General features: G+C 50.1%; 11 protein-coding genes. 9 read left to right on the forward strand and 2 right to left on the reverse strand.

From position 1 onward, the window contains the following. Positions 1-4: 4 nt before the first annotated feature. The gene (locus A9B99_RS04755) at positions 5-259 is read right to left on the reverse strand and encodes a YkgJ family cysteine cluster protein (protein WP_064595082.1); all 255 of its coding nucleotides are present in this window, start codon (positions 257-259) and stop codon (positions 5-7) included. A 183-nt stretch (positions 260-442) separates the two neighbouring features. On the opposite strand from A9B99_RS04755, the gene yeiP reads away from it, so the two are divergent. Further along, complete coding sequence (gene yeiP, locus A9B99_RS04760; RefSeq protein WP_036111555.1) at positions 443-1,015, forward strand: elongation factor P-like protein YeiP; 573 nt, start codon at positions 443-445, stop codon at positions 1,013-1,015. Between the two features lie 201 nt (positions 1,016-1,216). Here yeiP and uxuA read toward each other — a convergent pair whose 3' ends face one another. Next, the gene (uxuA, locus tag A9B99_RS04765; protein WP_064595084.1) at positions 1,217-2,407 is read right to left on the reverse strand and encodes a mannonate dehydratase; all 1,191 of its coding nucleotides are present in this window, start codon (positions 2,405-2,407) and stop codon (positions 1,217-1,219) included. 201 nt (positions 2,408-2,608) lie between these two features. Between uxuA and A9B99_RS04770 the strand changes: the two genes are divergently transcribed. The 8 genes from A9B99_RS04770 to A9B99_RS04805 all read left to right on the forward strand — a co-directional run bounded on the left by A9B99_RS04770 (position 2,609) and on the right by A9B99_RS04805 (position 12,803). Then, positions 2,609-4,078, forward strand: coding sequence for a mannitol dehydrogenase family protein (locus A9B99_RS04770; protein ID WP_064595086.1), 1,470 nt, complete (start codon positions 2,609-2,611; stop codon positions 4,076-4,078). 194 nt (positions 4,079-4,272) lie between these two features. After that, the gene (locus tag A9B99_RS04775; protein ID WP_064595088.1) at positions 4,273-5,262 is read left to right on the forward strand and encodes a CobW family GTP-binding protein; all 990 of its coding nucleotides are present in this window, start codon (positions 4,273-4,275) and stop codon (positions 5,260-5,262) included. Positions 5,263-5,304: 42 nt separating this feature from the next. Continuing rightward, positions 5,305-6,021, forward strand: coding sequence for a phosphatase PAP2 family protein (locus A9B99_RS04780; protein WP_064595091.1), 717 nt, complete (start codon positions 5,305-5,307; stop codon positions 6,019-6,021). Between the two features lie 419 nt (positions 6,022-6,440). Next, positions 6,441-7,010, forward strand: a complete 570-nt coding sequence (gene mepS / locus A9B99_RS04785) for a bifunctional murein DD-endopeptidase/murein LD-carboxypeptidase (protein WP_064595093.1) — start codon at positions 6,441-6,443, stop codon at positions 7,008-7,010. Between the two features lie 158 nt (positions 7,011-7,168). Beyond that, the gene (locus A9B99_RS04790; RefSeq protein WP_369938124.1) at positions 7,169-8,746 is read left to right on the forward strand and encodes a cyclic di-GMP phosphodiesterase; all 1,578 of its coding nucleotides are present in this window, start codon (positions 7,169-7,171) and stop codon (positions 8,744-8,746) included. A gap of 116 nt (positions 8,747-8,862) precedes the next feature. Then, positions 8,863-10,671, forward strand: a complete 1,809-nt coding sequence (locus A9B99_RS04795; RefSeq protein ID WP_064595095.1) for an extracellular solute-binding protein — start codon at positions 8,863-8,865, stop codon at positions 10,669-10,671. Between the two features lie 12 nt (positions 10,672-10,683). Next, complete coding sequence (locus A9B99_RS04800; RefSeq protein WP_064595097.1) at positions 10,684-11,781, forward strand: microcin C ABC transporter permease YejB; 1,098 nt, start codon at positions 10,684-10,686, stop codon at positions 11,779-11,781. Continuing rightward, entirely contained in the window at positions 11,781-12,803 is a 1,023-nt protein-coding gene (locus A9B99_RS04805; RefSeq protein WP_064595099.1) for an ABC transporter permease, read from the forward strand. The genes A9B99_RS04800 and A9B99_RS04805 overlap by 1 nt, the downstream gene beginning before the upstream one ends. The last annotated feature ends 1 nt before the right edge of the window (position 12,804 follow it).

The raw sequence follows: 12,804 nt of genomic DNA on the forward strand, positions 1-12,804 counted from the left end.
GCTATCAGGGAGCGGTTGCCTGCTCAAGGTTTATCAGCCAGGTCATTGCGGCTTCGCGGTTGGTGGAGCACATCTCTAAGGACGGTTGCAGGCTCGCGCAAACGGCCGGGCGCAAATCGGAACCAAAGATGTTACAGCGGTTATCCTCAGATAACTGGATACACCTCACGTTCGCCGGTTTGCCATCAGGCATGCCAGGAATGGGGCTGCTAATTGAGGGCGCGGTACAACAGGCTCCACAGTCTGGGCGGCAATGCATAGTCATTCTCTTTTTATACTGGCCCGCTACTCTACCAGCCGGTGGCAATAAGAGAAATCCCTCCAGCAGCCATTACAGCACATATATGGCGAATTCCACTTGCCTGAAACCCAGGGCGCGAGTAACGTGTCGCGATATTTTAATCAACCCTGGCCCGCCAGGACGACCAGACAGGATAGCCCCATGGCAAGAGCGAATGAAATCAAACGCGGTATGGCTGTGAATTACAACGGCAAGCTGCTGTTAGTGAAAGATATTGATATTCAGGCACCCAGTGCGCGCGGTGCTGCAACACTGTATAAAATGCGTTTCTCCGATGTCCGTACTGGCCTGAAGGTTGAAGAACGTTTCAAAGGCGATGACCTGCTGGACACCATTACACTTAGCCGCCGTGCCGTTAACTTTTCCTATATTGATGGCAACGAATATGTGTTTATGGATGACGAAGACTACACGCCATACATCTTCAATAAAGAACAAATTGAAGAAGAACTGCTGTTTATTCCAGAAGGCGGGATCCCGGGAATTCAGGTTCTGACCTGGGATGGCCAGGTACTGGCGCTTGAACTGCCGCAAACTGTCGATATGGAAATTGTTGAAACTACGCCTGGGATCAAAGGGGCTTCTGCCAGTGCCCGCACTAAACCCGCAACGATGGTTACCGGCCTGACCATTCAGGTTCCTGAGTATTTAGGTAACGGCGATAAAATCCGTATTCATATTGCTGAACGCCGCTATATGGGCCGGGCAGACTAACGCGAGGCGTTATTTACCGGTTCTGCCTCTTCGGGTAGCTTCTGGCTCCCGAACAGAAAAAGAAAAGCACTGCCCTGCGGCAGTGTTTTTCTACACTTTCGTTCAGCGCAGCACAAAAAACGCGCCGGGCCAAAAAGGCACGGCGCGCATCTTCACCCGAAAACAGCATGGCGAGTTTGAACACAACCCGCCTGCGTTTTATCAGAGCAGGTCAGGGAATAAGGTTTTTTTCAGTGCCAGCTCAACACCACGCACTTCAGCCAGGCCTTTTAAGCGGCCAATAGCCGAGTAACCTGGGTTAGTTTTTTTACGCAGGTCATCAAGCATCTGGTGGCCGTGATCAGGGCGCATTGGAATAGCCCGTTTATCACCCGCAGCCACACGGCGTTGCTCTTCTTTCAGAATGGCGTGCACCACGCCAACCATATCGACATCGCCCTGCAAGTGCGCCCCTTCATGGAAGGTTTTCGGGTTGTCCTCGCGACAGGTCGCGCGCAAGTGAGTAAAGTGAATACGGTCAGCAAAGGTTTCAACCATAGTCACCAAATCGTTATCCGCACGGACACCATAAGAACCAGTGCACATAGTGAAACCGTTGTTAATGCTGTCTACGGTGTCTTTCATCCACTGCATATCTTCGATAGTTGACACAATACGCGGCAGGCCGAGAATGGGACGCGGCGGATCATCCGGGTGCACAGCAAGGCGCACACCACTGGCTTCTGCTACCGGCACAATCGCCTTCAGGAAATACGCCATATGTTCGCGCAAACGCGCTTTATCAATGCCATCGTATTCCGCCAGGCGGGCACGGAACTGGTCCAGAGTGTAGCCTTCTTCTGCGCCAGGCAAACCAGCAATGATATTGCGGGTCAGCAGGTCGATGTCATCTTGTGACATCGCCGCGAAATAATCCTGAGCCTGGTTTTGTTCTTCTGCAGTGTAATCGGCTGCTGCTCCGGGGCGTTTAAGGATACACAATTCAAAAGCCGCAAAAGCGATTTGGTCAAACCGCAGTGCCTTCGAGCCATCTGGCAGCGTGTAAGCCAGGTCGGTACGGGTCCAGTCCAGTATCGGCATGAAGTTATAGCACACCGTATCTATCCCACATTCCCCCAGGTTGCGAATACTCTGCTGATAATTTGCAATCCAGGTATCATACTGACCCGTGTGGGTTTTAATGTCTTCGTGCACCGGAATACTTTCCACGACAGACCATGTCAGCCCTTTTTCCGCCAGTAATGCCTGGCGAGCCTTAATCTCTTCCACCGGCCAGACCTGGCCATTTGGAATGTGGTGCAGAGCTGTGACAACGCCTGTTGCGCCTGCCTGACGCACATCATCCAGCGATACAGGATCATTCGGTCCATACCAACGCCAGGTTTGTTCCATGACAGATACCTCAGTTTAAGCTGTTATACCAATTTCATTTTGACTACTACCATACATGCCTGACTGGCAGAGTCAATGACATGCCATGTCAAGAATTGATCCAGTTCACAATCCACCTGAATTTTGCGGTATGCCAATTTCATTTGTTGTCATATAACTTTAGACTAGAGATGTTAATTAATCGTTAAACAGGATTCTGTTATGGCAACTGTCGCATCCGTTTCCCTTCCCGCTTTTGTTCAGCTTCCTCAGTATGACCGCACAGCTCTGGCATCGCGCATTGTGCATTTAGGTTTTGGGGCCTTTCACCGTGCGCACCAGGCATTGCTGACCGACCGGGTGCTTAACCAGAGTGGTGGAGACTGGGGAATTGCGGAAATCAGCCTGTTCAGTGGCGACATTATGATGCAGGCATTACGCGAGCAGGATCACCTGTTCACTGTGCTGGAAAAAGGGCCGGACGGGAATCAGCCTATTGTTATCGGCGCCGTGAATGAATGCCTGAACGCAAAACTTGATGGTATCGAAGCCATTATTGAGAAATTTTGCGAACCTCAGGTTGCCATTGCCTCGCTGACAATTACCGAAAAAGGCTACTGTATCGACCCGGCGACAGGAAAACTGGATATCGCGAACAGCCGGATTGTGCACGACTTAGCTAACCCTCATGAACCCCACTCTGCTCCCGGTTTATTGGTTGAAGCACTGTACCGCCGCCGTGCGCGTGGTCTGCCGCCATTTACTGTACTGTCGTGCGATAACATTCCCGAAAATGGGCATATCGTTAAGCATGCTGTGCTGGGTATGGCAAAGAAGCGGGACAGTGCGCTGGCAGACTGGATTGAACAGCATGTTACCTTCCCTTCAACCATGGTTGACCGTATTGTTCCCGCAGCCACTGAGGAAAGCCTTAAAGAAATTGCCGACCTGCTGGGTGTGCCAGACCCCTGTGCGATAAGCTGTGAACCCTTTATCCAGTGGGTGGTTGAAGATAATTTTGTGGCTGGTCGCCCGCAATGGGAAAGCGCCGGTGTGCAAATGGTGAGTGATGTTCTGCCCTGGGAAGAAATGAAACTGCGCATGCTCAATGGCAGCCACTCTTTCCTGGCCTGGCTGGGCTATGTCGCCGGATACCCGTATGTGAATGAGTGTATGGAAGATGCGGCATTTCGCACAGCTGCATTAAAGTTGATGCTGGAAGAACAGGCTCCCACACTGCGCATTACCGGGGTTGATTTAGCCGACTATGCCAGCCAGTTAATTACGCGGTTCAGCAACCCGGCGCTGCACCATCGTACATGGCAAATTGCAATGGATGGCAGCCAGAAGTTGCCACAACGTATGCTGGACAGTATTCGCTGGCATCTTAACCAGGGCACGCCCTGGCCTTGCCTTGCTTTGGGTGTGGCTGGCTGGATGCGTTTTGTCAGTGGTGTCGATGACGCAGGAAAGTCCATTGAAGTAAAAGATCCTCTGGCCGATATCATTCAGCAAAAAGTCCAACAAAGTACTATGGAAAACCGGGTAGCCGCACTGCTTTCACTGACCGCTATCTTTGGCGACGATTTAGCAAATAACGCTGAATTTACCCGCCGGATTGAACAGGCCTGGCAGTTACTGGCAAGTAAAGGGGCTCATGGCGCGGTTGCCGCACTTCTTGCGGGTGATTAACCGCACAGATAGATCTTCACTTCATTCGTTTTTTTCGCCATGATCAACACGTTTTTCTTTATTCCTGGGGGAAAACAGGAAAAACGTGTTGCCTGCAACACCCCTTCCCCCAGGTACAGACAGCCTATTTGACGGTCAATGACATCACCAGAGCCTGCTTCTGGTTATGGCTTTTGTTCGTACAGGGAGAAGATGTGACAAAAACCAATCTGATTACCGGCTTTCTTGGCAGCGGTAAAACCACCACCATTCTTCATTTGCTGGCAAACAAACCAGAAAATGAAAAATGGGCGGTGCTGGTGAATGAATTTGGTGAAATTGGTATTGATGGTGCGTTGCTGTCTGACCGTGGCGCGCTCTTAAAGGAGATCCCCGGCGGATGCATGTGCTGTGTGAATGGCCTGCCCATGCAGGTGGGGCTGAACACATTATTACGCCAGTACAAACCTGACAGATTACTGATTGAGCCAACCGGACTGGGTCACCCACGGCAGATTCTGACCATGCTGACGGCACCAGTATATGAACCCTGGATTACTCTCCAGGCCAGTTTTTGCCTGCTTGACCCACGCCAACTGGCTGATGAAAAAGTACGCGGGAACGAAAATTTTCGAGACCAACTGGCAGCCGCCGATATTATTGTCGCCAATAAGCAGGACCGGTCAGATGCCACGGCGCAAGCGGCTCTGGATGCATGGTGGGCTGAACAGAGTAATGGCCGTTTACTGGTGCATTGCTCACAAGGCGAGATAGAACCAACCCTGGTGGATACCCCCCGGACCCACGATACCCTGCCCCCGGAAAGTGCAGCACACCGCCACCAGCATGCCGCCCTTGCGGCTGGGCTGGCCGCACTATCTCTGCCTGACCATCAACGCTGGCGCCGTCTGCTTAACCAGGGCCAGGGGTATACGGCCTGCGGGTGGATTTTCGATGCCGACACAGTCTTTGATACCACCGGAATTCTCGAGTGGGCCCGCCTTGCACCGGTGGAGCGGGTAAAAGGGATTTTCCGCATTCAGGAAGGTCTGGTGCGCATTAACCGCCAGGGCCTGGATTTGCATATTGAAACCCAGGCAGTTGCCCCACCGGACAGCCGGGTTGAAATGATTACGGCACAGGAAACCGACTGGAATGCCCTGCAAACAAGCTTGTTGAGGTTACGTTTAACCATACAGGTGTAACCTGGAAAGTTATTGTCAAAAGAAATTATTACCTGAATATTTATGAAACGTACTTACTTATTACCCATTCTGGTGATGAACCTGCTGGGTTTCGCGCTGTTTTTTTCCTGGTATCTGCCTCCTTCTCACGGGTTCTGGTTCCCCATCGATAGTGGTTTATACCACTTTTTCAACCGGCTGATTGTTGAAAACCACACATTCTTGTGGCTGGTTGCCATTACCAATAATCGTGCGTTTGATGCCTGCTCACTACTGTGTATGGGGCTGGTAATGCTGCATTACTGGCGGGCAGAATCCGCTTATGGGCGCCGCCGCATTGTAATTATTGGACTTGTTATGCTGCTGACTGCGGTTGTGCTCAACCAGTTAGGGCAAAATCTACTCCATTTACAACGCCGTAGCCCGTCTCTGGTCTTTACCGATACGGTTCGCGTCAGCGAGTTGTTGCCTTTTCCAACCAAAGATGCCTCAAAGGACAGCTTTCCTGGCGACCACGGTATGATGCTACTTATTTTCTGTGGCTTTATGTTGCGTTATTTCAGCGTACGGGCGTTCGCTATTTCTCTGGTTATCTTCGTCGTGTTCTCACTGCCACGGATGATGATTGGCGCACACTGGTTCACTGATGTTTTTGTGGGCTCATTAACCGTGGTACTTGTTGGCTTACCCTGGTGTTTATTAACCCCGCTGAGTGACAAACTGGTTAACTGGTTTAATTTACGCCTGCCGGGTAAAAATAAACATCCGGCTAACAATTGATTGAAAAACGCCCAATAAGTTGCGCTATTAGTTATATTGCTATTTCTGATGGCGCAACTTAATTCAAACTGGTTACTCAGTTGTTTTCTCCCTTTCGCTTTTTTTCTTTTGATTCATGGTATTGCTATCCCTCTTTTCTGAATGGTCATTATTTAACCACATCCATTCAACACGACAAAACATCACAATTTCTTATAAAATTCTGTGCAAAATGACTCGCTATGTCTTTTTTGATCGGGTACTCTCGGGAATATTCTGTGCAACGTGTTATGCAAACGCTTCACACGAATAAAATTGTGCGTTTTGCCACATTTTTATCCAGAAAGTATTGTTGTTGTACAGATTGCTAATTAGTCTCGTCACGTTTGGCATTTTTCTAGCGGCTCTGTCGCTAAGGACATCAAGGGATAATAAACAATATGGTCAAGTCTCAACCGATCTTGAGATATATCTCGCGGGTGTTACCCGCCGTTGCTGTGGCGATTTTGCTTTCAGCATGTAGCGCAACGAATAGCGCGAAAAATATGCGTACTGAGACGCATGCAGTTGGCGAAAAAGACAGTTATTTACTGCAAGCTTCTCAGGACGAATTTGAACAGATGGTGCAAAACCTCGACATCAAATCCCGTCTGATGGATCAATACGCAGACTGGAAAGGTGTTCGTTACCGTCTGGGTGGTGACACCAAACGCGGTATTGATTGCTCTGCTTTTGTTCAGCGCACTTTCCGGGAACAATTTGGTCTTGAACTGCCTCGTTCGACTTATGAGCAAGAAACCACTGGCAAACATGTAGCGAAAAACGCACTGCGAACCGGTGATTTAGTCCTGTTCAGGGCAGGCTCTACGGGCCGTCATGTCGGTATTTATATTGGTAATAATCAGTTCGTTCACGCTTCCACTTCCAGTGGTGTGATGATTTCCAACCTGGATGACCCCTACTGGAAAAGGCGGTATAACGAAGCGAGACGTGTACTGACCCGCAGCTAAACATTTTTAATCCCTTGATAATGCGAAGCTGAGATTGTTAAAAACGCCGCCCAAAGCGGCGTTTTTTCATTTAGTTACTCCCCATTCTCCCCAGACTGTTTTATTCTTAACACAATAAAAATAACTGCACCGGCTGGTAGCCGTAGCAATGGGGTTTTGTGACTGTGGTGTCTCCCTCCAATAAACTGCATTTTTTCCCTGAACAAGGAAAAAACCTTGCCACAAGTTCACTCCTGGGAGTCGTGGTAGCCATTTGTATCAGCGCCCTGGTGCTGGCGATAACACATTTTCAACGCATGAGCCGGCTCGATACACTTGCTAATAATTTCAGCCACTATATTTACAGCTATACAGCCGATTTACAGGATTCATCATATAAATTATTCCCACTGGCACAACAGCCATGCGAGCGTGTTACTCCGGAACTCACCAGCTCTGTAGCCTTTAAACTCCATGTGCGTGCAGCGTTGCTGGTGAAAGACTACACAGCAGTATGTTCCTCTGCGACCGGGAAAATGTCCTATCCACTGGCGAAACTGGTGCCTGAAATTGATATCAGCAAACGCCGGGATCTGGCGATTTTACCGGAAACCCCGTTAATGCCCGGCAAGCCGGCTCTGGCATTTTGGCTGGCAGACCCGCACCACCCGGGCAATGGCATTATTACAACCATCAACCTGAATATTCCCCCTTATTTATTGTTCAGTGCGCAGGAAGACGGTGTCACCGGAATTGCTCTCGCCGTACGTCAGGTAGCCATTGGTATTTACACCGGGCAGGTCACCCCGGTAACACAATTGGGTAATCCCCGTTTGCAACGCACCCTGCAGGATTTTCCAGTCAAACTGCTGGTTTTTGCTCCTCACTGGCAACCCCAGTTAATTCAGTTTTCCCTGCTGGCCGGGCTGGCCGCCGGAATTCTGAGTACGTTATTGTGCTTCTATTATTTAACAATACGGATGAGTTCAGGTCGTGAGATCCTGGCGGGTATTAAGCGCCACCAGTTTTCTGTCGTTTACCAACCAGTTCTGGATACACAGCATCAACATGTTAAAGGTGTAGAAGCACTGATGCGCTGGCATCACCCGGCTGTTGGCCCTATTCCTCCTGATGTCTTCATCCAATATGCTGAAGCTCAGGGGCTCATTGTTCCACTGACTCGCCATTTATTCAGCCTGATAGTCAAAGATCTTCCGGTATTACAGCAATGCCTGCCTGCTGGCGCTAAGCTGGGGATAAACCTTGCCCCATCACATCTCAAAGCTGCATCTTTTCAAAGTGATATCACCCAATTTGTTAGCCAGCTTCCCGGCAACTATTTCAAATTATTGTTAGAAATGACAGAGCGCGCCATGCTGGAAGGCGACGAGGTACTGGAGAGTTTCAACTGGCTACACGAACAAGGTTTTGACATTGCGGTCGATGACTTTGGCACTGGCCATTCCGCGCTTATCTATCTGCAACGTTTTCCCTTTGACTACCTGAAAATCGATAAAGGATTTATCAGCACTATTGGGCAGGAAACCGTGACATCACCTGTACTGGATGCTGTACTCAATCTGGCCCAACGTCTGAAAATGGAAACGGTAGCCGAAGGTGTTGAAACCGCAGACCAGGCTGCATGGCTTGCCAAACGCGGTGTAACCTATATGCAGGGGTACTATTTAGGCCGACCTGTGTCGGCACAGCGGTTGAATGAATGGTACTGTAAACTACCCTCGAACTCTGACGGGTGATACAGTCAACACTCTCTGCCCGCAAATGCCGAAGCAGAGGCCTGGTTGCTGTTTTTATTGCGTGTCATATTGCTCCGTTACTGTGTGACGGTTGCCTGATAAGGATCTCACTGACGATGTTGCTGCGTTGTCTGGCTGCTTGTTTACTGGTTATTGCCAACCTGAGCTATGCCGCTCCCAAAATTGAAGAAAGTTATTCTTTTGCTGTATTGGGTGAACCCAAATACGCAGTGGATTTTACGCATTTTGATTACGTAAACCCTGTGGCCCCCAAAGGGGGAAGCATGACACTCGCCACCATTGGCACATTTGATAACTTTAACCGTTTTGCCTTGCGCGGCAATCCGGGCATCCGTACAGATTCACTGTACGACAGCCTGTTTACCACCTCTGATGATGAACCTGGAAGTTACTATCCGCTGATTGCTGAAAAGGCTCGTTACCCGGATAACTTTGCCTGGGCAGAAATTGCCATAAACCCGGAGGCCCGGTTTCAGGATGGCTCCCCGGTGCGCGCCAGCGATGTCGCTTTCACCTTCCACAAGTTTATGACGGAAGGCGTTCCTCAGTTTCGCCTTTATTATAAAGGCGTAAAAGTTAAAGCCATCTCGCCACTTACTGTGCGTATTGAACTGGCTTCCCCCTCCAAAGACATGCTGTTAGGGCTGTTGACACTGCCTGTTATGCCGGAGTCATTCTGGAAAAACCACAAGCTGAGCGACCCTTTATCAACGCCTCCGCTCTCTGGTGGGCCTTATAAAATCACCGCGTGGAAAATGGGTCAGTACATTGTTTATTCGCGGGTAAAAAACTACTGGGCCGCAAATTTACCCGTTAACCGCGGGCGGTTTAACTTTGACACATTACGTTATGATTATTATCTGGACGACAATGTCGCCTTTGAAGCCTTCAAAGCCGGTGCCTATGATTTTCGCAGTGAAAGCAGCCCGAAAAACTGGGCGACGCGCTACACCGGCACCAACTTCGACAAACATTACATCCGCAAAGAGTCCTGGCCCAACCAGGGCGCTGTTGATACACAATGGCTGGCATTCAATATACAAAGGCCAATATTTAGTGACCGCCGGGTGCGCGAAGCCATTGGCCTCGCCTTTGATTTCAACTGGTTGAACAAGGCATTGTTTTACGGCGCTTACCGCCGGCCAGACAGCTATTTCGAAAATACCGAGTACGCAGCTCGCAACTACCCGGATGCCAGCGAGTTAACGTTGCTGGCACCAATGAAAGCACAACTACCGCCAGATTTATTCACCCATATTTGGCACCCGGCACAATCACAAGGTGATGGCTTCGACCGCGCTAATTTGCTCAAAGCGATGGCACTGCTGAAAGATGCAGGCTGGGAGATTCGCAACCAACAACTTGTGAATACTAAAACTGGCGAGCCCTTTCGGTTTGAGTTACTGCTGGGTAATGGCGGTAATGACCAGTGGGTACTGCCATTCCAGCATAACCTGAGACGCCTTGGCATAGCGATGAGCATCCGCCAGGTTGATAATTCTCAACTCACCAACCGCCTGCGCAAGCGGGATTTTGATATGCTGCCTTCCCATTACCAGGCCATGCCCTGGCCCTCTTCCGATCTACAAATTTTGTGGGCATCGCAATATATCGATTCAACCTGGAACCGCCCGGGTGTGGCAAACCCGGTGGTGGATAAACTGACAGCAGATATTGTGGCTCACCAGGGGGATAAAACCGCGCTGGTAACCCTTGGACGAGCACTGGACCGGGTGCTGACATGGAATTATTACATGATCCCCATGTGGTACATGCCCACACGCCAGTTAGCATGGTGGGATAAATTTTCTCATCCGGAAATTCAGCCTGTTTACTCTGTCGGGCTGGATTCCTGGTGGTATGACGTCAATAAGGCCGCTTCATTGCCGGCACAACGACGCTAAGGAGACGGCTCTGTGGGTTCATACCTGATTCGCCGGTTGCTACTGGTTATCCCAACATTGTGGGCCATCATCACTCTGAATTTTTTCATTGTGCAGATAGCGCCAGGTGGGCCGGTAGACCAGGCCATCGCGGCCATTCAGTTTGGCAACACCAGTGCAATACCAGGACTGAGTAATAACTCGATGGAGAGTACCCACCGGGCAACCGGAGTCAGTAATGCCGCTGAAGGGCAGTACCGCGGGGCGCGCGGTCTGGACCCGGAGATTATTGCTGAAATCACTCACCGTTATGGTTTTGATAAACCCTTGCATGTGCGTTACTTCAACATGCTCAAAGACTACCTGAGCTTCAATTTTGGTAACAGCCTGTTCCGTAGTGCTTCAGTTATCAGCCTGATTAAAGACAGTCTGCCGGTTTCAGTTTCTTTAGGGTTGTGGAGCACGCTGATTATTTATCTGGTTTCCATCCCGTTGGGCATCCGCAAAGCTGTGCATAACGGCAGTACATTTGATGTGTGGAGCAGCGCGCTGATTATCATTGGGTATGCGGTTCCGGCATTTTTGTTCGCCATTATGCTGATTGTGGTGTTTGCTGGCGGGAGCTACCTGGACTGGTTCCCGTTGCGCGGACTGGTTTCCGCACATTTCGATACACTCCCCTGGTATAAAAAAATTGCCGATTACCTGTGGCATATCACTTTGCCGGTGCTGGCGACCGTGATTAGCGGGTTTGCAGCGCTGACTATGCTGACCAAGAACGCCTTTCTGGATGAGATCCGTAAACAATATGTTGTCACAGCCCGCGCCAAAGGGCTGGGTGAAAAGCAAATCCTTTCGCGCCATGTGTTTCGTAATGCCATGTTACTGGTTATTGCCGGCTTTCCGGCCACCTTTATCAGCATGTTCTTTACGGGGTCGTTACTGATAGAGGTGATGTTCTCACTTAATGGCCTTGGTTTGCTGGGTTACGAATCCACCATTTCGCGGGATTACCCGGTGATGTTTGGCACACTGTATATTTTTACTTTGCTTGGGTTGCTGCTCAATATTCTCAGCGACATTACCTACACGCTGGTCGACCCACGCATTGATTTTGAGGGGCGAAAATAATGGCACTTAGCCCTTTAAACCAGGCCCGCTGGCGCCGCTTTAAACATAACCGCCGTGGCTACTGGTCTTTCTGGATTTTTATCGTATTGTTTGCCATCAGCCTGTGTGCAGAACTTATCGCTAACGATAAACCCCTGGTGGTTCATTACGATAATCACTGGTATTTCCCGGTGGTTAAAAACTACAGCGAGCAGGATTTTGGTGGCGTATTCCCCACATCCGCAGATTACCAGGATCCCTGGCTGGCAACACGCCTGGCGCAAAAAGGTTGGGTCTTGTGGGCCCCGATTCGTTTTGGCAACCAGTCGATTAATTTCGCTACTACTCAGCCCTTCCCTTCTCCACCTTCAGCCCAAAACTGGCTGGGTACTGACGCAACAGGCGGTGATGTGCTGGCGCGGGTTATCTACGGCACACGTATTTCACTCATTTTCGGCATTATGCTGACACTGTTTTCCAGCGTTATTGGCGTGATGGTTGGTGCAGTACAGGGCTATTACGGTGGCCGTATAGATTTATGGGGCCAGCGGCTGATTGAGGTGTGGTCTGGTATGCCAACCCTGTTTCTGATTATTCTGCTTTCCAGTGTGGTACAGCCAAATTTCTGGTGGTTGCTTGGCATTACCGTATTATTTGGCTGGATGGGGCTGGTCGGTGTGGTGCGCGCGGAGTTTTTGCGTACCCGCAATTTTGATTACATTCGCGCAGCTCAGGCTTTGGGTGTGAGTGATGGCACCATTATGTGGCGCCATATGCTGCCGAATGCCATGGTCGCCACACTCACTTTCGTGCCATTTATACTGTGTGGTTCTATCACCACACTGACCTCGCTGGATTTTCTGGGTTTTGGTTTGCCCGTTGGCTCGCCTTCATTGGGCGAATTGTTGTTGCAGGGCAAAAACAACCTGCAGGCTCCCTGGCTTGGGATCACCGCATTTATCGTACTGGCGTCGCTGCTGTCTCTTCTGGTGTTTACAGGCGAAGCAGTCCGTGACGCGTTCGACCCAAATAAGGCAGGTTGAT

The organism is Mangrovibacter phragmitis, assembly GCF_001655675.1.
Taxonomy (GTDB): Bacteria; Pseudomonadota; Gammaproteobacteria; order Enterobacterales; family Enterobacteriaceae; genus Mangrovibacter; species Mangrovibacter phragmitis.